The sequence below is a fragment of the Amycolatopsis sp. WAC 01375 genome, assembly GCF_003947325.1.
Classification (GTDB): domain Bacteria; phylum Actinomycetota; class Actinomycetes; order Mycobacteriales; family Pseudonocardiaceae; genus Amycolatopsis.
The window spans coordinates 210,171-235,869 of the sequence record NZ_QHHW01000011.1 but is presented as its reverse complement, the minus strand read 5'-3'; the positions used below and the strand labels follow the sequence as shown (position 1 = coordinate 235,869).

Sequence of the window (25,699 nt, the reverse complement as noted above, 5' to 3'; positions counted from 1 at the left end):
TCGGAGAGCGATAGCAAAGGTCCCCCGCTCTCTTTTCGCCCGGCCGTCCCCAGGTGGGCGATTCGGCACATCCAGTCGTCCCCGCGGACGCCGGTGGGTGAGAATGTCGGCATGCCGCAACTGCGCATCGCACTGGCCCAGGTCAACACCACCGTCGGGGACCTCGAAGGCAACGCCGAGCTCACCGTCGAGTGGACTCGCAAAGCCGCCGAAGCAGGCGCCCACATCGTCGTCTTCCCGGAGATGTCCCTCACCGGCTACCCCGTCGAGGACCTCTCCCTCCGCCCGACCTTCGCCTCTGCCTCGAAGCAGATGGTCGAAGCGCTCGCCAAGCGGCTCGAAGACGCCGGATGCGGCGAGGTGCTCACGTACGTCGGATACCTCGACCTGGACGAGACCGGCCCGCGCGACGCCGCGGCCGCGCTGTACCGCGGCGAGGTTGTCGCCCGTCAGTTCAAGCACCACTTGCCCAACTACGGCGTCTTCGACGAGCACCGCTGGTTCAAGCCGGGCCACGATCTCGAAGTCGTCCGATTCCACGGCGTCGACGTCGGCATGGTGATCTGCGAGGACGTCTGGCAGGACGGCGGCCCGATCTCCGCGCTGGGCAAGGCCGGCGTGGACCTCGTGGTCGCGCCCAACGCTTCGCCGTACGAGCGCGCGAAGGACGACATCCGCCTGCCGCTCATCGCCCGCCGCGCGGCCGAGGCCGGCGCGCCGCTGGTGTACACGAACCAGATCGGCGGGCAGGACGACCTCGTCTTCGACGGCGACTCGATCGTGGTCGGCGCGGACGGCCGGTTGCTGGCGCGTGCGCCGCAGTTCGTCGAGCACCTGCTCGTCGTCGACACGGACCTCGAGTCGGGTGGGCACACCGGCGAGGGCGAGTTCGAAGGACTCCGGGTCAAGCGCCGCGTGCTCAGCGAGGACCCGGTTCCGGCGTACAGCGCGAGCAACGAGTCCGCGATCAGCGAGCCGCTGTCGGACGAAGCCGAGGTGTGGCACGCGCTCGTCGTCGGCCTGCGCGACTACGTGCACAAGAACGGCTTCTCGTCGGTGACGTTCGGATTCTCCGGCGGCATCGACTCGGCGGTCGTGGCGGCGCTGGCCGCCGACGCGCTGGGCGGCGACAACGTCTACGGCGTTTCGATGCCTTCGGAGTACTCCTCGGAGCACTCGAAGGGCGACGCCGAGGACCTCGCCCGACGTATCGGCGCGCACTACCGCGTCGAGCCGATCGCGGACATGGTCAAGGTCTATGTCGAGCAGCTTCAGCTGACCGGCCTCGCCGAAGAGAACATCCAGGCCCGTGTCCGCGGCATGCTGCTGATGGCACTGTCCAATCAGGATGGTCATCTGGTGCTCGCCACCGGCAACAAGACCGAACTCGCCGTCGGCTACTCGACGATCTACGGCGACGCCGTCGGGGCCTTCGCGCCGATCAAGGACCTGTTCAAGACCCACGTCTGGCATCTGGCCAAATGGCGCAACGCGGAAGCCGAGAAGAACGGCGAAACCCCGCCGATCCCGGAGAACTCGATCACCAAACCGCCGTCGGCCGAGCTGCGGCCGGGTCAGCTGGACAGCGACTCGCTGCCCGACTACCTGATGCTCGACGACATCCTCGACGACTACATCGAGGGCGACCGCGGTTACGTCGACCTGGTCGACGCGGGCTTCGAGCCGGAGACCATCGACCGCGTGGTGCGGATGGTCGACAAGGCCGAATACAAGCGCCGCCAGTACCCGCCGGGCACCAAGATCACGTTCAAGGCGTTCGGACGGGACCGGCGGCTGCCGATGACCAACGGCTGGCGCGAGGGAACTGTCGTGACCCGCTCAGCTCAGCGCGACCTGCTTCCCGGCTGAGTTCGTCAACACGGCCACCAGGCCGGGCTTCGTGTCACGCCGGACGAGCATGTCCATCCCGAGCGCGCGGACCGCGGCTTCGACCGCGGCCGGCTCGGGGTGGACGCCGGTGACCATGAGCAGCGGAATGGACGGAAGGCCCCGTGTCGTCGGATGCGGGGTGTTCCCCCAGTCGATGAGGAACGGCGCGAGTCCGTCGAGACCGCCCGCACCGGTGAGCCGCCAGGTCAGCAGTTCGCCGTCGTCGGTGGTCCGCGACATCTCGGACGCTTCGCCCGGGTCGTAACCACGTTCACGAGCTTCGGCGATCGCTGCGTCGATGCCTTCCGCCCGTGCTGCCCAGGTGACCAGCGCGGGCGCGGTCAGCTCGTCGATACCGAACGGGCGCGGTCCGATGTGCTCGGGCTGGTCCGGGTCGGGACCGACCACCTCGAGATAGGCCCCGGCGCCCAGATCGGCCAGGTAGTTGGCCGTACCGAACCCGACATGCCTTCCGCCGCGTACAGGCGTGACGCCGGTCAGCTCGGCGACGCGCGCGACAGCCTCTTCGAGGTCCGGCCCGGCGTAGACGAGGTGATCAAGCACGAGGTCGCTCATGTGCATACTCCTACCGCAGCCGCGGCTCCGGCGGCACCGCGGCATGGCCGTGAACCCGAAACTGTCGGACCGCTCTCGTACCCTGAGCACATGACGGCACCGGGCTACTCCGTGTTCGGCACCGCGATCGGCGACTGCGGCATCGCGTGGAGCGAACGCGGGGTCGTCGCGGTCCAGCTTCCCGAGGGCAGTGAAGAGAAGACGAGGGCGCGACTGACCACGCGCCTTCCCGAAGCGACCGAATCCACCCCGCCGGGCGAGATCCAGCGCGCGATCGACGGGATCATCTCGTTGATGGACGGCAGGCGCACGGATCTCACCGGTGTCGAGCTCGATTACGAAGGAGTACCGGACTTCCACCACCGGGTGTACGAGTTCATCCGCACGATCCCCGCGGGCAAGACGCTGACGTACGGCGACATCGCGAACATCCTCGGCATGCCCGGCGGAGCACAGGCCGTGGGGCAGGCGATGGGCCGGAATCCGTTCCCGATCATCGTGCCGTGCCACCGCGTGCTCGCCGCGGGCGGCAAGGACGGCGGGTTCTCCGCGCGCGGCGGGGTCGCCACCAAGCGCCGGATGCTGGTCATCGAAGGCGCTTTGGCGGACGAACCGACGTTGTTCTAATCGCTTGAGGTTCTAGCCGCTTTGGGCAGGCGACCATGGTTTGAGCCAAGGCGTCTCCGGCCAGCCTTCCGCGGCGGCCATCAGCGGGATCGCCGTCGCGCCATCGATGTGCTCGCGGATGATGTCGGCGTGCCCGGCGTGCCGCGCGGTCTCCTCGATGAGGTGGAGCAGCACCCAGCGGACCGACCACGCGTCGACGTCCTGCGGGTACCAGGGCACGCCCTTCGGCACCGGGACCGGCTGGCCGAGGTCGGCGATATTGGCGATGACGTCCGCGGTGCGGCCGGCGACCTCGTCGTAGCGCGCGAGGACGGTTTCGACCGTCTCGTCCGGGGTCATCACGTAGCCCGCTTCGTACTCCTTCATCGTCTCGTCCATCGGCTTCGAGGGCTTCTGGAGAAGGATGTCGATCCAGCCGTCTTCGACTGTCGCGGTGTGCTTGATCAGGCCGCCGACGCTCAGTGAACTTCTGGTCGGGACGGCTCTGGCCTGTTCCTCGGTGAGTCCGTGCGCCGCGATCCGCAGGACGTGGCGCTGCTGCTCCAGGTACGCGAGGAGACCTTCGCGCTCGTCGGCGACCGGGGGAACGTTTCCAGCCATGGTGGCTCCTTCCGTCGGGAAGGGGATCATGGCATCCGGCACCGGCTTCTTGCGGCGATTCGGCCCGGAAGCGAGCAAGGGACCTTTGCTATCACTTCTCTCGACGTCGAGAGAAGTGATAGCAAAGGTCCCTTGCTCCCCCGCTAGCCCTGCGGGCGGACGAACGGAAACAGCACCGTCTGCCGGATCGAAGCCCCGGTCAGCATCATCAGCAGCCGGTCGACGCCGATGCCGAGCCCGCCGGTCGGCGGCATGCCGTGTTCTAGCGCGAGCAGGAAGTCCTCGTCCAGCTCCATAGCCTCGACGTCCCCGCTCGCCGCGCGCAGCGATTGGGCCTCCAGCCGTCGCCGCTGCTCGAGCGGGTCGGTCAGCTCGGTGTAGGCCGTGCCGACCTCGGAGCCGAACGCGATCAGGTCCCAACGCTCGGCCAGCCGCGGATCGACGCGATGTTGCCGGGTCAGCGGCGAGACGTCGGTCGGGTAGTCGGTGTAGAACGTCGGCAGTACGGTCGCGCCTTCGACCAGATGCTCGTGCGCCTTCAGCACGAGATCGCCGTGCCCGGCGTCCTCGTTCACCGGCACTCCCGCCGCGCGGCAGAACCGCTGGAGTTCGGCGACAGAGGTGCCCGCGTCGATCTTCTCCCCGAGCGCCGCCGAAACGGCTTCGTGGACCGGGATCACCGGCCAGTCACCGGAGATGTCGTATTCGACGACCGTCCCGTCCGGCCCCGGACGGCGAACGACCTGCGCGCCGTACGCGGCTTCCGCGGCGCACTGTACGAGTTCCCGCGTCAGCGTCCGCATCGTGTTGTAGTCGGCGTACGCCTGATACGCCTCCAACATGGTGAATTCGGGGTTGTGCGTCGCGTCGACGCCTTCGTTGCGGAAGTTCCGGTTGAGCTCGAAAACGCGCTCGACCCCGGCCACGCACAACCGCTTCAGGTACAACTCGGGGGCGATCCTCAGGTACATCCGCATGTCGTAGGCGTTGATGTGCGTGATGAACGGGCGGGCGTTGGCGCCGCCGTGCACGGTCTGCAGCATCGGCGTCTCGACTTCGAGATAGTCACCCTGGTGCAGCCGTTCCCGCACGGCGCGCACCACGGTCGAGCGCATCCGCAGCATCGCCGTCGAATCCGGGTTCACCGCGAGGTCGAGGTAGCGCTGCCGCACCCGCGTCTCCGGGTCGGTGAGACCCTTTCGCTTGTCCGGCAAGGGATGCAGGCTCTTCGCCGTCACGGTCCACTCGTCGACGAGCACCGAGAGTTCACCGCGCCGCGACGTCACGACCTGCCCGCTCACGCCGACGTGATCGCCGAGGTCGACGCCCCGCCGCCAGCCGCCGAGGTCGAGCACGGAGGCGTCGAGCATGAGCTGGATTTCGCCGCTGAAGTCCTTGACCCGAGCGAAGCAGAGCCCGCCGAGGTTACGCATGGCGAGCACCCGCCCCGCGACGCGGACCCGGTGGCCGGTGTTGCTGTCCGGGCTCAGATCGCCGAACTTCGAGACGACGTCACCGAGCAGATCTTCCCGGGCGAAACCGACCGGATAGGGGTCGATCCCGGCTTCCCGCAAGCGATCCAACTTCGCTATCCGCACACGAACTTGGTCGGGTCGCCGCACCTGTTTCGGCGCGGGAGTGGCCGCGTTCGCTTCGATGCGGTGGACCTCGGCCACGAATTCATCAGTGACCGTCTCAAGTTTCAACGCCCGTGCCGACCGTCCGGTGGGGACGAATCCTTCGAGCGCACCGGCGACGATGCCGACCCGCGGCAGCCGTCGAGCCGAGGAGTAGCAAAGGAATCGCGGCTCCCAGTCGGGGCCGTACTTGGCGTTGGACCGGTAGAGCGACTCCAGCTGGAAGAACCGCGACGCCATGCTGAGCACGCCGCGCCAGGCACGCAGCACCGGGCCCGCGCCGATCCGCTCCCCCTCGGAGAAGACCGCGCGGAACATCGCGAAGTTCAGTGAAATCCGTTGTGCGCCAAGGTGTGAACTGGCCGCCACGACCTCGGCGACCATGTATTCGTTGAGCCCGTTTTCGGCGTCGCGGTCACGCCGCATCAGATCAAGGGAAAGACCGCGACGGCCCCACGGCACGAAGGACAGCATGCCGCGAAGCTCGCCCTTGGCGTCGTACGCCTCCACCATCACGCTGCGGCCGTCGCTCGGATCGCCGAGCCTGCCGAGCGCCATCGAGAACCCGCGTTCGGTCTCCGCACCCCGCCACTGCTGCGCTTGCAGCAACAGCCTCGCCATTTCGTCGGCCGGGATTTCGCTGTGGCGCCGGACTTTCGTGGTGTATCCGGCCCGTTCGATCCGTTTGACCGCTTGGCGGACCGAGCGGCGCTCCGGCCCGGCGAGGCTGAAGTCACGCACGTCGAGGACCGCTTCGTCACCGATCTCCAGCGCGCGCAGGCCCGCGTCGGCATAGACCTTCGCGCCGCGTTCGCTCGCGCCGAGCACGCCGGGGGTCCAGCCGTAGGTGCGCGCCTCGTTCAGCCAGGCGCGGACCGCGTCGGGCCAGGCGTCGGGATCACCGATGGGATCCGCGCTCGCGACGCTGGTGCCCGCGAGCACGCGATAGGCCACGGCGGCGCGGCCGTTCGGCGAGAAGACGACACTCTTCTCGCGCCTCGTGGCGAAATAGCCCAGAGAGTCGTCTTCGCCGTGTTCAGCCAGAAGGCGACGAACGCGCAGTTCTTCCTCGTCCGTCCTCAAGCGACGGCTGCGCACGCCGCGGAACAGCGTGTACAACGCCGCCGTGGCGACGGCCGTCGCGCTGAGGTCGAGCACGAGGTCGAGCCAAGCCGGTCCTTCGCCGATGCCGACCCGGCGCAGCTGGATGTTCTCACCGGTCGTGTGGTTGACGACCCAGGCGAACCGCGCCCAGGTGTCGGCGAGCCGGCCGGGAAAGGCTTCGCTCAAGCCCCAGCCGACGAGAATGACCGCGGCCAAACCGCCGAAAAGCACCGTGAAGCCGTCGCGCCAAGCGCCCGGCGCGAGCCTGGCGGGGAACGCGGGACGCAGAATCCAGAGGAAAACGATCATGCCGACCGAGATCAGATCGGCGATGGCCAGCACCCACACCTGGTGCGGAATGTGCCGGACCTGCCACGGCCCCAGTTTCAGCAGCTCGGGCCACCACAGCAGGGCGGCCTGGAAGGCCAGCGTCACCGCCAGTCCGCCGACCTGGAACAGCAGGAGCGTGTAGAGGGCCGCGCGTTTGCGGCGGCGGAGCGCTGCGCCGAGGACGACAAGCAGCAGGACGATCACGAGGCTCGCGTTCGTCGGGATGCTCAAGGCCGAGAAGGCGACGTCACCCGTCCTGAGCACCGGGCCCTTCACGCCGCCGGCGAGCAGGAGGATCACCGAGAACACGGCCGCGAGCTGCACGAGGGTGGCGACGATTCCGCCGGCCCTCGCCTTCCACGGCGAGACTCGGCTCACTGGGTTTCCCATTCTGGCCCTTCGCGCTACACACAGGTGATCGACAGCTGTTCTTACTTGACGTCACACAACCCTGTGTGGTTGTCAACGATCATCATCCTCTGGTCTGAATTTCCTCATCCGGGGGCGTGACGCCGTGGTGTGAAGCTGGTCGCAGGGCCTTGGGACGGCCATATCCGCATGTCACGCTTGGCCTGTTCAGCTCCACGACCCGGGGACCTCTTCGAGGCCTCGAGGGAAGGACGGTCGACAAGGATGTCTGCCACCGAAAAGGATTCCGGCGAGCTCGTCGCTCCGTACGGGACCGGCGCGGCGCCCCAGCCCACATCTGGGAAGAAAGTCCGCGTACATCACCTTCGCGACATGAAGGAGCGCGGCGAAACCTGGCCGATGCTCACCGCCTACGACATGTACACCGCCGCGCTGTTCGACGAAGTGGGCATTCCCGTGCTGCTGGTCGGGGATTCCGCGGCGAACAATGTCTTCGGTTACGACACTTCGCTTCCGGTGACCGTGGAGGAACTGCTTCCGCTGGTCCGCGCGGTGACCCGGTCGGTGAAGCGGGCGCTGGTCGTCGCCGATCTGCCGTTCGGCTCGTACCAGCTTTCGCCGCAGCAGGCGCTGGAGACGTCGGTGCGGTTCATGAAGGAAGGCCGCGCGCACGCGGTGAAACTCGAAGGCGGGCGGAAATTCGCTCCGCACGTCGAGGCACTGACGTCGGCCGGTGTCCCCGTGATGGGACATATCGGATTCACACCGCAGAGTGAACACAATCTGGGCGGCTACCGGGTCCAGGGACGCGGCGAAGCGGCCGAAGCGCTGCTCGCCGACGCGCTGGCTCTGGAGGAGGCCGGCGCCTTCGCGGTCGTCATGGAGATGGTGCCCGCCGAAGCGGCGAAGCGGATCACGCACGAACTGAAGATCCCGACCGTCGGCATCGGCGCGGGGCCGGACTGCGACGCACAGGTGCTCGTCTGGCAGGACATGGCCGGGCTTCGACGCGGGAAGACCCCTCGCTTCGTGAAGAAGTATGCGGACCTCGCCGGCGTGCTGGCCGGGGCCGCGTCAGCGTTCGCGGAGGACGTCCGGCGAGGCGAGTTCCCCGCTCCGGAGCACTCGTTCCACGACTGAGCCGCCTCTGACCTGCGAAAAGAGAGCAAGGGACCTTTGCTATCACTCCCGTTGAGGACGGGCGATAGCAAAGGTCCCTTGCTCTCCTCGGCGGCGACTGTGTGGATTTCGGGGGATCCAACACACCAAAATCCACACAGTCAGTCAGCACCGCTACGCGGCGTACAGGGTGTGTGGATATAGGGACACTCAACGTCCCTATATCCACACACCCCCGCCCGCCGAGGGGCGCGGTAGCAAAGGTCCCTTGCTCTCTCTTCGGGTGGGCCGTGCACGACAACCCTCCTTTAGTCGTTCACGTATATGAACTTCAATCATGTCCTTGACTAGCATTCGTAAAGAGGCTTAACGTCTAGCCCGTCGCCGCCACGACCGAGCTTCGATCCCTCGACGAGGAGGACCACGGATGCGTGTTCGTGAGCGGGTTCTGGCCATCGCGACCGGTGCCGCCTTGCTGTCGACGCTGGCGGCGTACCCCGCACAGGCCGCGACGGTCCGCGTAGGGACTTCGGAGCAGCTGACGGCGGCGCTTGCTTCGGTCACTCCGGGCACCGTCATCGAACTCGCGGCCGACACGACCTTCGCGGGCAACTTCAAGGCGGCGAAGAGCGGGACTTCCAGCAGCCGCATCACGCTGAAGGGGCCGCGAAGCGCGGTCATCAAGGCCTCGGCGGGACGCACGCTCGAACTCACCGGCAGCTACTGGAACCTGACCGGCTTCACCCTTACCGGTGGACAGAAGGGCCTGATGGCGACGGGTGTCAAGAACACCGTCGTCGACGGCATCAGGGTCACCGGCGTCGGCCACGAAGGCATCCATTTCCAGTACACGAGCACCGACAACGTCGTGAAGAACTCCGAGGTGACCGACACCGGCCGCGAGTACGCGGGCTATGGCGAAGGCATCTACTTCGGTTCCGCGAAGGGCAACTGGCCGGGCGGGACGCCCGACCGGAGCGACCGCAACAAAGCGCTGAACAACAAGATCGGCCCGAACGTGCGGGCCGAGTCGATCGACATCAAGGAAGGCACCACCGGCGGCGAACTGCGCGGCAACGTCTTCGACGGGACCGGGCAGAGCGGCGAGCACTTCGCCGACAGCTGGGTGGACATGAAGGGCAACAACTACGTGGTCGCGGACAACCGGGGCAGCAAGGTCTTCGTGCACGACGCGACCTACGGCGGCTTCGAGGTCCATGTCCAGCTGGACGGCTGGGGCCGCGGCAACACCTTCTCCGGCAACACCGCGGACGTGCGGTCCCCCTACGCGTACGGCTTCTATCTCGTGAAGGCCGCGACGGGGAACAAGGTCTGCGCGAGCAACAAGGTGATCGGTGCCGGGAAGGGATTCGCGAACGTGGCCGCCACGGCGGGCTGCTGACGCGACCGAAGACCGGGGGCCCGCTCAGCCCGGCGGCGGGGGCGGGCCCCCACCCTTCGGACACTCGCCGATTCGGGCAGAGTGTCCTTATGGATGACCTGTACCCGCCGATCCACGTGCGCGCCGAGGGCATGCTCGACGTCGGCGACGGGCACCGGATCTACTGCCAGGAAGCCGGGAACCCGGACGGCAAACCCGTGGTCGTCCTGCACGGAGGCCCTGGTAGCGGCATCTCCTCCATGGCCCGGCGGCATTTCGACCCCGATGCCTACCGGATCATCCTGTTCGACCAGCGCGGTGCCGGCCGAAGCACTCCGCATATCGGCAAGCCGGACGTCGACCTGTCGGTCAACACCCTCTGGCACCTCGTCTCGGACATGGAAAAGCTGCGCGAACGGCTGAATCTCGACCAGTGGCAGCTCTTCGGCGGCTCGTGGGGCGCGACCCTCGCCCTTGCCTACGCCGAAACGCACCCGAGCCGCGTCAGCGAGATCATCCTGCGCGGCGTCTTCACCGTCCGCGGCAGCGAGCTCGACTGGATCTACAACGGCGGCGCCGCGAACCTCTTCCCCCGCGAGTGGGAAGCTTTCCTCGCCCCGATCCCTGAAGATCGCCGCGACGACCCGCTGTCGGCGTACCGCGAACTCGTCTATCACCCCGATCAGGCGATTCGGGAGCGCGCCGCCCTCGCCTGGAGTATTTGGGAAGGCGCGATCGTCTGCCTGCGCCCGGATCCGGCCTTTCACCACCAGTACGCGTCGCCGGAGTTCGCGGTCACGTTCGCTCGGCTGGCGCTGCACTACTTCTGCCATGGCGCGTGGCTTGAGGAAGGGCAGCTGATCCGGGAGGCCGGGAAGCTCTCCGGGATTCCCGGCGTGATCGTGCAGGGGCGGTACGACGCGGTGTGCCCGCCTGCGACCGCGTACGAGCTGCACCGGGCTTGGCCCGACTCGAAGCTGGAGCTGGTGGAGGCGGCCGGGCACGCGGTGACGGATCCGGGGATGTTGGCCGCGCTTCGGGAAGCCACGGACTCTTTCCTGTCAATCTAAGACGATGCCTGCTCACCCCGGCCATCCTGGCGCGCTTTAGCCAGCGCCAAGTCTGAATGACACGCACTAAGCCGTAATTGACTGCCCGAAGAGGTATACCCTGCCGAAACGGCGGTCAACTTTTGACCCGGCATAGGCCAGTCAGCCACCTCGACAGGCTCGTCACTGATCTTGACCCGATCGATAACGCCGATCTCACCTGACGGAACCCGAACACGTAGACCGTACGGCATTTGCTTGACCACCTCGACAGTGACAATTTCCCATTTTTCCAATCGCGGAAATCCTTCGATCATCTTCTACCACTCCATGGCGACCTTGGAAACTTGTTCAGCTCCCCGAAGAGCTCCTTATATACGACGTATTCTACCTGCCCTGGCATAAAGTCGCCCATTTCTTCAACCAGACCATCGTCGATGTTCTTTCGCAGCCAAGCATTTGGCACTTCGACCTTGAACCCCACACCATGAGTGCTCGACGAACCCCTGGCCCACAAGGTTGCTGTCAGCTCGTTGCCGAAGTGCGCGGCACCGTCGAATTCGCCGTCGCTGGACCGCGGGAAGTGAGCCTCGTTCAGTCCTTCATCCAACTCAGAGCGACCTCTTTCGATCGGTGACGTCCGGTAAAGAGTGGTGGTCTCACCGCAGTTATGCGTCAAGACGGGTGTCTGGCCTGCGAGGACGTAGTACGTGTGGTCGGTGTCGACGGTCAGGTTGTAGACCCGTCGCGTCTCGGACCAGGACCGGGTGCCGGTGACCGTGGCGTCCCGATGATCCCCGGTCTCCAACCGATGACCAGGCTTCAGATCGACAGCGTTCGACCAGCGTTTCTCCGAAGCCACCCAGAACGGATGCTCATCCGTCGCCACCACAGACCCACGACCGGCCCCACTCGCGACACCGACCTCGACCAACGTCCGCTTACTCGCATGCGACCGCGCATCCGTCACCACCCGAACCGCAGTGCGACCCGTCGTCGGATCCTTCGCCAGGACCTTGTCCCCGACCTTCACATCCTTGATCGGCTTCCGAGACCCGTCACCCATCACCACCAGCGTGTTCGGATCAAAACTGTTGCTGGTAGCACAACTCCCGGCCGCCCCACCAGACGACTCGTCGTGATGCTTACCCCGGCCCTTGTTCCGCCCAGACAAACCACCCAAGCCAGACAGAAGATCATCAGGAGAAGCCCCCGACTGAGCAACCTCCGACACCGCCGACACCGTCTCCGCGACGTTCTGGACGACAGCCCCGTCCCCCACCACCTGCTTCTTGAAAAAGTCCGCCACCTGGCCGGCATCCTGCACATTCGCCTTGAACGACTGCACAATCCGAGCAGGCATCAACGGCGACGACGACACCAGATCCGTACCCTTGAACACCGGCTTCAACGCCGCCTTCAACGACGGAATCGGATTCCGCTTCGCCGTCCGCTCCGCAGCACCCCGCGCAGCCGCAGCTGCAGCCTTCTTCTTCGCCAGGATCGCCGCAGCCCGCCGAGCCGCAGCCGCGGCGGCCGCAGCAGCCGCCTTGCGAGCAGCCGCTACCGCGGAAGCCTTACGAGCGGCGGACGCGGCAGCGTCACCAGCGGTTCGCCGAGCCGCACCGGCGACATCATCGCCATAGCGACGACCGACACCGATCGCATCGTCAGCATGACGGCCCGCTCGCCGGCCATTGCCGATGAAGTCGCCCGCCTTCCGGGCCCACTTCGCCGCGGTCGCGGCGTTGCCACCGAACGGAATCGCGCCCGCCGCCGACCAGGCGGCGTTCTCCCAGTCACCCTCGGCCGCGTAGATCGCGGCGTTCGCGAGGTCGGCGATCTCACCGATACCGGGGATCATGCCCGCCACGTCCAGCGCGGTGTGCACGATGGTGCCCGCCTTGTCCCACAGGTCACTGAACCAACCGTGACCATCCGGGTCGAAGTAGTTCAGCGGGGAACCCAGCACGTACGAGTACCTGTTCGCGCTGATCGACGGCGAGAACGGAAGATCGATGCTGTCGCGAGAGGCGAAGGTGCCGGAACCCGGCTGGTACCACCGCGCCCCCATGTTGACGTTCCCGTTGTCGGGATCCGTCCAGTCGCCCTGGAAGCCGACAGAACGCTGCACACCTGTCGACGCGATCCGCTTGCCGTACGGGTCGTACGCCGTCGAATCGACGACGCCACCCGATGCGGGCGCCAGCGCGCCGACGACATCGCCGTGCCGGTCGGAAAGCGTGAGCCGGGAGTCGGTTCCCTGCGAGAGCGACACCAAGGAACCGTCGGGACCGCGTCCGAAGCGCGAGACACCGTCGCTGACAGCGTCTCGTTCCATGCCCGCGTACGAGAACTTCTGTCCGCCTCGGGTCGCGAGCCGGTCGAAGTCGTCGTAGGTGTACTCGGTCGTGCCGAACTTGGTCAGCCGATCGAAGGCGTCGAAGGAGTACTTCTCCTCCAAGCCGGACGACGTGCGTGAACTCAGTGAACCGCGCGGCGAGTACGCGTAGGTGTAGTCACCATCGGCGAGGACACGGTTCCGCTCGTCGTAGCTCGCGTTCTTGTCGCCGGCTTTGACGCGGTTGCCCGAGTCGTCCCAGCCGTACTCGGTCGCCTTACCCGCCGGATCGGTCCAGGAGAGCATGCGTCCCTGGAAGTCGTACGAGTAGCTGTTCTGACCGGAGCCTGCCAGCCCCGCGGTGCTCTTCGTCTTGACCCGGTCATTCGGATCGTAGGTGTAGGCGATCGAAGAGAGGACCGATCCATTGGCCTCCTTCAGGACATCCGACTTCGGCCGTGCGAGGTTGTCGTAGTCGTAGGTCCGGACCCGACCGGCGCCGTAGTCGACCGTCTTGACCTTGCCGGCTTCGTTGTAGCCGTAGGTCAGTTTGCCGCCGGTCGCGCCGTCGGTGACGGAGTCCAGCCGTCCCTTGAGATAGCCGTAATTGGTGGTACCGGCGGCGTCCTTCCGGGTGATGACGCGCCCGGCGGTGTCGTACTCGAACGACGACGCGCCGGAGGCACCGGTCGCGGTCAGCAGACCACCGCGGTCGTTGTAGGTGTACGCGTTGTTCCCCGCCACCCGCAGACGGCCGTCGGCGTCGTAGGTCCTTGCCTTGCCGACGGTCTGTGCCTCGGCGCCGGAACCGGTCTCCGTGAGCATCCGGTTCAGCGCGTCGAACGTCCGGTCCCGGGTCACGTTTCCGGGCGCGGTCAGCCTGGTCGCGTTGCCCGACGCGTCATAGGACTGCGTCCAAGTCCGATCGGCCTCCGCGGGGTGTGCGGCGGTGGACGGTTCGACCACCGACTCCGGCAGGTTCAAACTGTTGTAGGTGAAGACGGTCTTGTTCGATCGGCCGTCGGTGAACCTGGTGCGGTTTCCTGCCGCGTCGTAGCCGAACGACGTCGTGATCGTCTTCCCGTCCGCGACAGGCTCGATCTGGCCCGACAGCCGGTTCGCCGCGTCGTAGCCGAACGTGGTGACGCGCCTTTCCCAGTCCTCCGCGGTGCGCATGTTGCCGGCGAGGTCATAGGTGAACTTGCGCTCCCGCAGTGCGGGCTGGCTGCCCGTCCACTGTGCGTCAACGTCGAACTCGGCGACCATGCGGCCCGCCAGGTCGTAGTTGAGCCGCTTTGTGACGCCCGCACCGTCGCTTGCCCGGACCAGACGACCCTGCCGGTCATACCCGCGCTGGGTGGTGATCTCCGCCGGGTCGACCACGGCGATCAGCTGGTTCAGCTTGTCGTAGGTGCTCTTGGTCTTCTCACCCGCGGGGTTTTCGACCAGAACGATGTTGCCTGCGTCGTCGTACCGGTACTTCGTGGTGTACGAGGTCAGGTCCGGGAACCGCTCCACCGCGGTCGACGTGACCTTGCGACCCAACTCGTCGTAGGTCGCCTTGACCTCCGCACCGGTCGGCGAAGTGGCCGACAGCGGCAGACCGGTCAGTGTGTACGAGTACTTCCAGACGCCACTGGCCGTGCCCTCGGCCTGCGGGTCCTGCCGCTCCAGCAGCCTTCCCAACTGGTCGTAGCGCAACTCGGTGGCGTGGGTCCGGGCGTCGATCTGCTTGATCACGCGCCCCATCGAGTCGTACCGGATCTCCTTGCTCGGAGTGACCGGCGTCGTGCTCCCGGGTGGCGTGTACGACGGCAGGCTCGATTTGACGAGCTGGCCGAGCCGGTCGTACTGCGCCGTGGTGATCCGGCCGACCGGATCCTTCGTATGCGTGACCGATCCGAAGGTGTCGTACCCGGTGACCATGGTCGCCTGAGTGTCGGTGGCCGCGCCGCCACCGGATTCGGTACGGACTCGCGGCCCGGTGGCCCGGATGGGCCTGGCCAACTCGTCGTACTCCATCTTCGTGGTGAAGGCGTCCAGGGGCGTCTGGTCGGCGTTACCCCGAGGATCGGTCACCGCGATCGGCATCCCGCGCTCGTCGTACCGCCACCGGGTGATCAGCTTCTCTTGACCATTGTGGACAGTCTGTTGGAGCCGCTTCCCCGTGGAGTCGTAGAGGAAATCCGTGGTTTCGGTGACATTCGTCTGTCCGGTGCCGGTATTCGAGGGGTTTCCGGATTTCTCCGATCGGACGACGTTACCGCCGCGGTCGTAGGTGAACTGCGTACGCCGTTCGAGCCCGCCCGAGTCCTCGTTCGTCAGGATGAGCCTGCTGACGGCGTCGTACTCGTAGGTCGTGGCCCGGTTGCCGGCGGTGGTCTGCTTGGTCAGGTTTCCGGCACCGTCGTAGGTGTTGTGCTCCAGCAGGACGTCGCGGACGTTCCCGGTGACCGGATCGCGGTACCCCTCGGCCACCACCTGCGCGATGAGATCGTTGGCGTAGTAGTTGTTCCGTGTCGTCCTGCCCATCGCGTCGACATGCAGGATCTGCCTGCCCGATTCGTCGTACCGGAAGGACTCGAGCACTGTCGGCTCGGAATTCCCGGGATCGGGATCACCCTCACCGTCACCGGGCCTGCCGTCGCCGTCGGCCGGGTCGACCACACCACCGTGCCAGCCGTGAAGCCGGATCTCCGCGACCTCGTTCCGCGCCGTGTACGCGTACGACCTCTTCACACCGCTCGCGTCGATCACGAACGTCCGGTTGCCGAAGACGTCGAAGCCGTACCGGGTTTCCTTGCCTTCGGGGTTCACGACATGGACGAGCCTGCCGTGATCGTCGTATCCGCGTTTCGTGACCCGCGTCTGATCACCGCCGGTGAGGTCCGAGACCTCCTCCTGCTCGACGTTCCCGTCCTTGTCGTAGAGCGTCGTGGTCCGGGCGGTGTGCTTCACACCGGTGACGGGGTTCGTCGTCCCCGGCCCGGTCTCCGCGATCACCCGCGACAGCTCGTCGTACTCGTACGTGGTCTTGATGCCGTCGGGGTGTTCCGGCGTGTAGACCGTGGCCGACGTCTTGCGCCCGCCCGCGTCGTAGCCGAAGCGGGTGCGCATCCCGGCCTGTTCCTGGATCTCGCCGAGGTCGCCTGTGGCGTAGTACCGGTAAACCGTGTTGTCACCGAGTGCGCCACGCGTCAAGGACAGCAGGTCGGCGGGGACAGGACGGAGCGGGTTGTCGAGTGATTGCTCGGTACCGTCGGTGTAGGTGTGCGTGACGGTGCCGCCGTCGGGCATCCGCTGGGTGAGGAGATCTCCCTTGACGGTGTAGGAGTAGGTCGTCAGGTACCGGTTGTCGGTGGCGTCCGTCGACCTGCCGTCCCTGCTCCACGCGACCTTGTCGTTACTCGGGTCCAGCGGATTGTTCGGGTTGAGGAAGTAGCCGAAGTACTCGGTCTGGCACTTCGCCGCCATCAGGCACGTTCGCTTGCTGGTCACGTTGCCGCGCTTGTCGAAACCGAGCACGACCTCGTTGAGGTTCTCGGAAACGATGGTGCTCTGGTTGCCGTCGTCGTCGTAGTCGTAGCTACGGATCCCGTAACCGACCGGCTCACCGGGCTTGTCTTCCGGACGTACGCCGAGTCCCAGCGGCGTGACCATCCGCAGGATGCGACCACGGACGGGGTCGTAGTCGAAGGTGTGGTCGCGGTTCCCCGGATCCGTGAACTTCACGGTCCGGATCAGGTTGTTCTCCTCCCCGGTGATCACCGGGGCACCGAGCCGCCACACCCCGCCGTTGCGGTCGGTGTAGGTCTTCACCCGCTCGTTGACCGTGTCGTACCCGACCTCCGCGGCCGTCTTTCCGCTGGGCAGGACGATCTTGCTCAGCCCTTCCGACGGCTGCGCGGCTTGGAAATGTTCACGGACCACGGTGTCGCTGAGGGGCTTGCCGTAGACCGCGATCTCGTCGATCGCGCCGTTGAAGTACCCGTGGTCGTTGGCTGGCTTCGCCGGCCAGTTGCCCGCGATGAACCCGGCCCCCGCGTACACCTTGGTCTGGTTGCCGTGGTCGATCACGCCCTGCTTCGTCCCGGCCTGGACACCGTCCAGGTAGAGCCACTGTGTCGCCAACGCCCCGGAAAGCACGACATGGTGCCATTTACCGTCGTTGACCGAGGCGGCGGTGCGGATCGGATTGGTCGTGCCGTCGGAGAACTGGCCGTACAGCTTGCCGTCCGTACCGACGTAGAGTGCCGGCGTATAGGCGTTCTGCAGTGCGCCGGTGATCTCGTTCTGCTGGTAGCCCAGCAGTACGCCGGATCCGGTGGTCTTGAACCACAGTTCGACAGCGAGGTCCCTGCTCTTCTTGACCGCCCCGTCTTGAAGCTGCAGTACCGAACTCGAGCCGTTGAACGTCGCGGCGGTGTCGCCCGAGCCCGGCAGCGCGCCGGGGGCGCCGAGGACGACGTTCTTGTACTTCCCGTTGTCCTTGCCCCGGTTGAACGCCACCTGACTGACCGCGACGTCCCCGGTCAGGTCACCGAGCCGCCAGTACGCGTCTGGCGACGCGTCGTTCACGACCGTGCGGAACCTGGACTGGTCCGTGTACTCGTACTGGGTGGCGTTCCCCCGGGGGTCTTCGACCCGCCGCAGCCGGTTTCCTTCGTAGAAGTACCTCCAGTTCCGCACCTGGCCGTTGATCTCGGTCGCGAAGACGCTGGCGACCTTGCCGTCCTGTACCAGGAAGACCAGTTGCCGTTCGCTGGCGATGTCCTGCACGCGGGACAGGTTGTTCCCGTCCCACTTCACGATCGCACCACGTCCGACGCCGTCCGTGTAACCGGTCAGCTTGCCCGACGGGTCGAAGCGGTAGGTGGTCGCGGACTTGTCGATGAGCCGCCAGCCGCCGTCCGGTGTGGACGCGAAATCCGCGAATCGGCCTTGAGGAGGGGCATAACTGCCGTCCGGGTTGAGACCGAAGCGCAGTTGCTGCCCGTCGGGATAGGTGACGAGGGTGTTCCCCGCGTAGTCGCGGACCACCTTCATGTCGAATTTCGTCGCCCAGCCCGTGCCGAACCAGTGGTCGCGTCGCGGGTCCAGCGAGTTGTACGTGCGGGTCACACTCAGTTCGGGGCCGGCCGTCGGAAGCTGGACGTCGACCGCGCTGGAGTAGTAGTTGCCCACCATCGGATCGAAGTCACGGTCGGATCCGCTGTGCGGCGTCATCGCCATATGCGAGGTGATCGCCGGCTGCGGGACCGCGCTGAGGATCGCGCTGAACGGGAGCGGTTCGCTCTCGTTGGCACCGTCGAACGCGAACGACCGCCAGAGATAGATCTTGTTCCAGAACAGTTTCTTGTCCGGCACCGTCCACGTGGGATTCGACTGGTACGCGGAACTGAAGCATTCGACCGGATTGTCGTCGTCGCCCTTCCGGCACACCTCGAACCGGTACTTCAAGGTGCTGCCGGGCGGCGGATCGACGTCGATACCGTTGGCCCACAGTTGCGGCGTCAGCGTCTGGACGGACGCGCCGTTGGGCGGATACTGATGCTTGATGAACGGCGGCACGTCGTAGACGTCGAGCCCGATCCGAGCCGGTGCGACCTGGTGGTCGGTGAAGTAGTCGCCCGGTTTGCGGACCATGCTGAAGTCGAGGAGGTAGCTACCGACGCCGATCCCCTTGATCTCGGCGTCGAGCGTCACGGACGCCCCTCGCGCCACATCACCGGGAAGTTCGGCGGCCAGCTGAGAACCGACCGGCGTCCCGCTCCGGTCGAAGGCGCGGTAACCCAGCGCGAAATCGGCCCGAGTCCACGGCTGGGCACCGCGGTTGGTCACGGTGATCTTGACCTTGCCCGGCGTCACCCGGGTGACCGGCGGTTCGGGGGTCGCGCGGTCGACGCGGTACTCGGCGTTGTACGGCGAATGCGTCACGTACAGCCGGGGCGGGTTCGCCGTGCCGAATCCGGTGAACCGCTTCCACGCGGCCGGATCGTCCGGGGCCCGCAGGGCGAGGCCGTGGTTCGCCGCACCGCCCGCCCACTGCTGGACCAGGTTCCGGCCTTCGGCACCCAGATCGACGAGTTCGTGCGCGGTCGGACAGTTGGACCTGGTCGCCAGCGGGGCCATGTAGCCGTGCGAGAACACGCCGCTGCCGAGCGCGCCGCCGATCGGCGGCGTCCCGGACGAACCCCAGTCGGCGGTGACCGGGTGCACGAACATCGGGCGGGGCGCGCAGGAACCGGACCAGAAGTTGGTCAGCTGCAACTGGGCTCCGAAGATCCGGTTGTCCTTCAGATCTCCGCCGATACCACCGAAACGGAGATAGCTCGAGGCCGTCTTGCCACCGCTGCGGCCGATGCGCAACTCGTCGACGTTGGTGCGGCGCTGACCGTTCTCCACCAGCATGTTGCCGGTACTGACCGACTCCTTGACCACGGTGGGGTCGACCCGGACGGGATAGACCCGGGCCGGATCGCGCAACCAAGCGGAATCCAGTTCGACACGCAGGATCTGGCGGCCGTCACGGGACAAGAGCCGGTAGGTGACACCGTAGGAGGTCGCGGGCTCGCCGCTTTCCTGTCGGCTCGAGTCGAGCATGTAACCGGCCGGGACACGTAGGACCACCGCGCCCGCCTGGTCGACGAAGACCACCGCGCCGTCGACGATTCTCGCTTCGAGTCCCTTCAGATCGAGAGCGAACTCCCAGGAGTGAGGGGCGTCGGGGCGCTTGAGGACGAACCATTCCTTGGCCGCGCCCGCGGAGAACTCGACCTGCAGGTCGGCGTTCGGCAGGACATCGGGGTAGCCGACGGTGTTGCCCTCCGCGCGTCCGGCCGAAGCCCGCGCGCCCAGCAGCGTGAACGCGGCTTCCTGCCCGGCACCCGGACTGACGCGCATCGAGCCTGCCGTCTGCCCCATATGGACCTGAAGCGCGTCGCCAGCCTTGCGCCATCCGCCGGCCTGGTCCGGCACGGCACGCGCGTCGACGGCGCCGTAGCCGCCCTCGGGCAGCGGATAGTTCAGCGGGGCCTGGCCATAAATCGTGGTCTGCGTGCCGTCGGGGTTGTCGTAGACGCTGCTGTGCGAGGTGCGCTGTTGCGGCAGTTCTCGACTGGCTTGCGCGTCGAATCCGCGCACCTGGGTGGCGGGCGGCGGAACGGCCTTGGCGCTGCTGTGCTTGTCCGCCGAGGGTTCGGGGAAGGTAAGAGGCGGGTACTTCGACTGCAACGACGCGGCCGTCGCGCGATTGACCGCGGGAGCGGCGGCACTGTCGAGGGTCGGCCGATCCGGAACATTCTCGGCCGACCCCGACTGCTGCTTGGGCGCGTCGGCCGCGGCCGCGGCACCCGCTTCGCCCGAAGAGGGGAACCTTTGCGAGGCCGCCGGCCCCAGCGTCGCGACCAAGGCGACGATGAGCAGCAACGCGAGCGTCACCCGGAGTCTTGCGCGCAGGACTGGTCTACGACGGATCCGCTTCATGACTTCCCCCCATGGAATGCCCACCCAGGACAGCCCTCGGCTCCTTCAGAGCAGGTCAGCGAGTTGATATTGGTGGGTCACGACGAACTCGGCAAGACCATTTCCCGAAATTGGGCCGAATGGCCGTGACCTTTTGGACACGACCAACTGCCCAGTCAGGAATCGAACTTGCGTTCGACATCGCAGAATGCTTCGCCGACGGATGAGCTTCATCACAAATCAGCGTTGAACGTTGATCGAATCACGCTTTCGGTCGAATGACTCCACGCTGGCCAACCGCTAGCGTCCGGCGTGCTCATAGCCAAAACGAGGGCGCTGGGGGCGGATCGTCGCGTGGCGTTACAGAATGAGCGACTCTGTCGCACCGTCGCATTTTTTGTGCGTTCGTGAGCACTTTCCGCGCATGGCACTCTCCGTATTCGGAGAAGGAAGGTCCAATGCGGACTCGAAGATCCCTGGTCGTCTCTGCGGCCGTCACGGTGCTGGTCGGCACTGTGGTCACGACGGCACCCTCGGCACACGCCGCGCCGGTACTGCCCACGGGGTTCGCCCTGTTCGACACACCCACCGGCCACCAGGCCGGAGATCTCACCGACGCCGCCTACCTCCCGGACGGCAGCGCGCTGACCACCGGCCGCCTGGGAGCCGTCCAGCTGACACCTCAAGGGGGCCAGCCGACCCAGATCGCCTCACTCCCGGTGTACACCGCCGGTTCGCTCGGCCTCACGGGCATCGCGGTGGCGCCGGACTTCACCAGCAGCCGGGCGGTCTACACCACCCGGGCGGTGTCGACCGGTTCCTCCGCGATGTTCCGCCTCAGCAAGTGGCGGGCATCCGGGACCGATGCCCCCACTGCGTTGGTGGACGAGTTCATCGTCCTGGAGTTCCCGGTCAACACCGACAGCAAGGGCATCCAGGACGTGGCCGTGGACCCGTCCGGCGCATCGCTGTGGGTCGCCGTCGGCGACAACGCAGCAGTCCGTTCCCACACTGACGCGACCAAGGACAACGTCGACAAGTTCGCGCTGCGCGCCTTGGATCCGACCCATCCGACAGGCAAGATCCTCCGCGTCGACGACATCGGCCGGGGAGTGCCGGAAAACCCGTTCTACGAATCGGCGGCACCGCTGTCCTGGAAGAGCCGCAATTACGTGAGCGGGCTGCGTGATCCGCGGATCACGCTGGACCCGCGTGGCGGCGTGGTCGTCACCGACATCGGCTGGGCGGCCCGCCACGAGGTAGACCTCGCCTTCCCCGGCCAGAACCTGAAATGGCCGTGCTGGGAAGGCACGACACGAACGCCGGGCTATCGCGACACACCGGAGTGCAAGAATGTCGCGAATGCCGGGCCGCTCGGCGAAACGGTCCACGGCACCACGGATACCCTCGTGGGCGGTGTTCCCTACACCGGAGTCTCCTATCCCGGGGCTTACCGGGGAATTCATTTCGTAGCCAACAAGGGTGCGCAAACCCTTTCCACACTGGGTTTCGACAGCAAGGGCACGGTCACTCAGCCGCTCACCGCCATTGCTTCCGCGATCGGCGAAGCGGTGTCCGTCCTGACCGCTCCGAACGGCGACATCGTGGTGGCCGACGCCGCGACGTCGAAGTTGCGCAGGCTGAGCTTTACCCCCGCCAACAACGCTCCCCGCGCTGCGTTCACCGCCAGGACCGATCCGGCCACGCGCACAGTGTCGTTCGACGCGAGCGCGTCGGACGATCCGGACCGTGAGGCTCTCGGTTACCAATGGACGTTCGGTGACGGAACCACCGGAACCGGGAAGACCGTGAGTCACACGTACGCGGCGGGAGAACCGGTAACGGTGAGTCTCGCGGTCAGCGATCCGCACGGCGCCGTCGCGAACGCCGGCCAGACGGTCGTCCCGGCCGAGGCGAGCCCCACTCTCGATCTTCTCCCGCCGACGTCGACGGTCTTCTCCGCCACTGAAACAGTCCCGGTCGGTGCCAACGCGGAAGATCCGGTCGACGGACCGCTCACCGTGAGCTGGCGCGCGGATCGGGTGCACTGCCCTCGCAACGCCGCTTGCGAGATCAACCAGCTCAAGACCGGCACCGGGCCCGCGTTCTCGATCGGATTCCCGAGCGAGACCGACACCCGCGTCGTGATCACCGCCACCGCGACGAACAACCGCAGTGTCATCACCAGCAAGCAGTACACCGCGAACCCGCGGCTGGCGCGCCTCACCGTTGTCGGGAACCATCCGGCCCAGATCAAGGTCGGCGCGACCGAACAAGGAGAAGCCAGCCGGTTGGTGACGGTAGGGGCCCCGGTTTCCATGACCGCTCCGGCCTCCGCTCTCGACGCTGCGAACTTCGTCCAGTGGGCCGACAATCAGAGCGCACAACCCGTCCGGCAGATCGTCATGCCCGGCGGCGGTCTCGGCCTGCGCGCGGATTATCAGACCCCGATCCAGAAGCGGTACGCCGACGAGGCGCCCCTCCGCACACTGCTGGGAACTCCAGTGGGGTTGGAACTGATCGAAGGTGACGGGCACTGGCAGCTGTACACGTCCGGCCGTCTCTACTGGACGCAGCTGTACGGTGTGAAGACCGTCGCCGGCGAGATCCTGACCAAGTACGTCACGCTCGGGGCGCATTCCTTCCTGGGGTCGCCGAAAACCGACGAACTCGTGGCCAGGGCGGGCAACGGCCGCTACAACGACTTCGTGGGTGGTCCGCTCACCGGTGACGCATCGATCTACTGGAACTCCAGCATCGGTGCCATGGCCATCCACGGGGAGATCCGCGCGAAGTGGCAGGCGACGAACGGCGAAGCCGGGCCACTCGGTTTCCCGACCACCGACCAGCTGACCACGCCGGACGGCATCGGGCGCGTCAATCACTTCAACAACAACAACGCTTCGATCTACTGGACCGCGGCGACCGGCGCGCACTACGTGATGGGCCGGATCTGGCAGAAATGGCGTTCACTGGGCTGGGAGGTGTTCTTCGGCTATCCGACCACCGACGAGGTGGCCACGCCGGACGGCGTCGGCCGGTACACCCACTTCAGCGGCAACGGTTCGATCTATTGGTCACCATCGACCGATGCCTTCGAAGTGCATGGATATGTCCGCGACCGCTTCGCGGCGACCGGCTGGCAAACCGGTGTCGGCTATCCGACCACCGACGAGACCTGGACGCCGGGCAGTAAGGGTAAGTACAACCACTTCGCCCAGGGCGGCTTCGCGCACTCGATCTACTGGCGTGCGGGAACGAACGTCGCATGGGAGGTCAAGGGGATGATCCGTCTTCGCTGGCGGGACCTCGGCTGGGAGACCTCGTATCTCGGCTTCCCGACCAGTGGCGAGTACAACACTCCGACCGGTAAGCGCAGCGACTTCCAGTTCGGTTACATCACCTACAACGGAGCGACAGGAGCGATCGAAGACCGCCGGTACTGAGTGAAAGCGCCGGTGCGGCCCGCAAAGGCCGCACCGGCGTTTCGCTGTCTACAAACGACCACCAGAAGTCGTGTCGCCGGAAAGCCGTTGCGCCAGATAGACCGGAACCGTCGAAGCCAGGATCAGGACCGCCGCCACGACGTTGACGATCGGTGCCTGGTTGGGCCGGAACAGGTTGTTCAGGATCCAGATCGGCAGGGTTTCCAGTCCGGTGCCGAGGGTGAACGTCGTGACGATGATTTCGTCGAACGACAGCGCGAACGCCAGCAGGCCGCCTGCAAGGAGGGCCGACCGCAGCATCGGAAAGGTCACCAGGCGGAACGTCGTGAGGCCGTCGGCGCCGAGGTCCATCGACGCCTCTTCGAGGTTGCCGCCCATTCGCCGCAGGCGCGCGACGACGTTGTTGAACACCACCACGATGCAGAACGTCGCGTGCGCGACGATCGCGGTGAACAGGCCGAGGTCGATGCCGAGGATCGTGCGGAAGGCGTTGTTCAGCGCGATACCGGTGACGATGCCGGGCAGCGCGATCGGCAGGATGATCAGCAGCGACACCTGGTTGCGGCCGAAGAAGCGGTACTTCTGCAGCGCGAAGGCCGCCATTGTGCCTAGCACCAAGGCGATCGCGGTCGCGGCGAGTCCTGCTCGGACACTCGTCCACAACGCGTTCAGCGCGCCTTCGTTCTCGGCGGCCCGGCCCCACCATTCGAGGGTGAAGCTCGACGGCGGCCAGCCGAAGGTGGTGTCGGCGTTGAAAGAATTGAGCAGGACCACCAGCAGCGGGAAGTAGATCACCGCGAGGCCGAGCACCAGCGCCGCGAGCAGAAGGTATTTGGTCGTCCGGGAAAGCCGCATCGCGCGCTCCTACAGGTTGTCCAGCGCGCCCGTGCGGCGCACGGCGGCGAGGTAGGCGAGCATGATCACCACGGGTACGGTCGCGACGGTCGCCGCGAACGGCAGGTTGTTGGCCGCGCCGATGTTGTCGTAGACGACGTTGCCGAGCATCTGCGACGTGCCGCCGACGATCTTCACCGCGATGTAGTCGCCCAGCGACAACGAGAACGTGAAGATCGAGCCGGCGACGACGGCCGGGAACGTCACGGGCAGCACCACCGAGCGGAACGTCCGGAACGGCCGGGCGCCGAGGTCGCCAGAGGCGTCCACCAAGGAGTTCGGCAGCCGTTCCAGGCCCGCGTAGATCGGCAGGATCATGTACGGCAGCCACAGGTACGAAAGGGTGATCACGGTCGCGAGCACGCCGTAGCCGGGGGTGTCGAGGCCGAAGGGGTTCAGCAGCCAGTGCAGGACACCGTTGCCGGACAACATGGTCCGCCACGCGTAGGCCTTCACCAGGTAGCTCGCCCACAGCGGCGTCATGACGGCGATCACCAGGAGCCGCCGCGCCCTCGGTGAGGCGAATTTGGCCATGTAGAACGCCATCGGGAAGGCGATGATCGCGGTGACCACCGTGACCAGCGCGGCGATCCCGACCGTCCGGAGGGTGATCGTGCGGTACACCGCGTCACTGAAGAGGGTGACGAAGTTGTTCAGCGACCACTCGGTCACGACCTGGCCGGTGAAGACGTCGGTGCTCCAGAACGCGGTCACGAACAACGCGGCGAGTGCGCCGAGGTAGGCGAGGCCGAGCCACAGCATCGGCGCGGAGAGCAGGATTCCCAGTCGCAGCTTGGGTTTGCGGTACAGGAAGGCAGAGGTCTTCCGCCGCGGCGAATCGAGGGTGGTCGTCATGTTTTTCCACCTAGGAA

Annotated in this window: 13 protein-coding genes; 6 read left to right on the top strand and 7 right to left on the bottom strand. The window is 66.4% G+C overall.

Features of this window, described 5'->3' with window-relative positions:
- Positions 1 to 111: 111 nt before the first annotated feature.
- Entirely contained in the window at positions 112 to 1,869 is a 1,758-nt protein-coding gene (locus DL991_RS04385) for an NAD+ synthase (RefSeq protein WP_125781155.1), read from the top strand.
- Here DL991_RS04385 and DL991_RS04380 read toward each other — a convergent pair.
- Entirely contained in the window at positions 1,840 to 2,466 is a 627-nt protein-coding gene (locus DL991_RS04380; protein WP_125781154.1) for a VOC family protein, read from the bottom strand. The genes DL991_RS04385 and DL991_RS04380 overlap by 30 nt on opposite strands.
- Positions 2,467 to 2,556: 90 nt before the next feature.
- On the opposite strand from DL991_RS04380, the gene DL991_RS04375 reads away from it, so the two are divergent.
- Positions 2,557 to 3,093, top strand: a complete 537-nt coding sequence (locus DL991_RS04375) for a methylated-DNA--[protein]-cysteine S-methyltransferase (protein WP_125781152.1) — start codon at positions 2,557 to 2,559, stop codon at positions 3,091 to 3,093.
- Positions 3,094 to 3,105: 12 nt separating this feature from the next.
- Here DL991_RS04375 and DL991_RS04370 read toward each other — a convergent pair whose 3' ends face one another.
- Together DL991_RS04370 and lysX are read right to left on the bottom strand one after the other, a co-directional pair.
- Positions 3,106 to 3,693, bottom strand: coding sequence for a DinB family protein (locus tag DL991_RS04370; RefSeq protein ID WP_125781150.1), 588 nt, complete (start codon positions 3,691 to 3,693; stop codon positions 3,106 to 3,108).
- A 143-nt stretch (positions 3,694 to 3,836) separates the two neighbouring features.
- Positions 3,837 to 7,154 (bottom strand): bifunctional lysylphosphatidylglycerol synthetase/lysine--tRNA ligase LysX, encoded by a 3,318-nt coding sequence (gene lysX / locus DL991_RS04365; RefSeq protein WP_125781148.1) that lies wholly within the window; start codon positions 7,152 to 7,154, stop codon positions 3,837 to 3,839.
- A gap of 243 nt (positions 7,155 to 7,397) precedes the next feature.
- Between lysX and panB the strand changes: the two genes are divergently transcribed.
- The 3 genes from panB to pip all read left to right on the top strand — a co-directional run bounded on the left by panB (position 7,398) and on the right by pip (position 10,703).
- The gene (gene panB / locus DL991_RS04360) at positions 7,398 to 8,273 is read left to right on the top strand and encodes a 3-methyl-2-oxobutanoate hydroxymethyltransferase (protein WP_125781146.1); all 876 of its coding nucleotides are present in this window, start codon (positions 7,398 to 7,400) and stop codon (positions 8,271 to 8,273) included.
- Positions 8,274 to 8,679: 406 nt separating this feature from the next.
- A complete protein-coding gene (locus DL991_RS04355; protein WP_125781144.1) occupies positions 8,680 to 9,654 on the top strand; it encodes a right-handed parallel beta-helix repeat-containing protein in 975 nt (324 codons plus the stop codon).
- 89 nt (positions 9,655 to 9,743) lie between these two features.
- A complete protein-coding gene (gene pip, locus DL991_RS04350) occupies positions 9,744 to 10,703 on the top strand; it encodes a prolyl aminopeptidase (protein ID WP_125781142.1) in 960 nt (319 codons plus the stop codon).
- On the opposite strand, the gene DL991_RS04345 is transcribed toward pip, so the two are convergent.
- Both DL991_RS04345 and DL991_RS04340 read right to left on the bottom strand, forming a co-directional pair.
- Entirely contained in the window at positions 10,700 to 10,999 is a 300-nt protein-coding gene (locus DL991_RS04345; RefSeq protein WP_125781140.1) for a hypothetical protein, read from the bottom strand. The two genes, pip and DL991_RS04345, sit on opposite strands and share 4 nt — an antisense overlap.
- Positions 10,996 to 20,463: an RHS repeat-associated core domain-containing protein gene (locus DL991_RS04340; RefSeq protein WP_158634383.1), complete on the bottom strand. Its 9,468-nt coding sequence runs from the start codon at positions 20,461 to 20,463 to the stop codon at positions 10,996 to 10,998. Before DL991_RS04340 ends, DL991_RS04345 begins: the two co-directional genes overlap by 4 nt.
- 482 nt (positions 20,464 to 20,945) lie before the next feature.
- Here DL991_RS04340 and DL991_RS04335 point away from each other — a divergent pair, with 482 nt between their 5' ends.
- Complete coding sequence (locus tag DL991_RS04335; RefSeq protein ID WP_125781136.1) at positions 20,946 to 23,933, top strand: PQQ-dependent sugar dehydrogenase; 2,988 nt, start codon at positions 20,946 to 20,948, stop codon at positions 23,931 to 23,933.
- Between the two features lie 48 nt (positions 23,934 to 23,981).
- Here DL991_RS04335 and DL991_RS04330 read toward each other — a convergent pair whose 3' ends face one another.
- Together DL991_RS04330 and DL991_RS04325 are read right to left on the bottom strand one after the other, a co-directional pair.
- Complete coding sequence (locus tag DL991_RS04330) at positions 23,982 to 24,788, bottom strand: ABC transporter permease (RefSeq protein ID WP_125781134.1); 807 nt, start codon at positions 24,786 to 24,788, stop codon at positions 23,982 to 23,984.
- A 9-nt stretch (positions 24,789 to 24,797) separates the two neighbouring features.
- Entirely contained in the window at positions 24,798 to 25,682 is an 885-nt protein-coding gene (locus tag DL991_RS04325) for an ABC transporter permease (protein ID WP_125781132.1), read from the bottom strand.
- Between the last annotated feature and the right edge of the window lie 17 nt (positions 25,683 to 25,699).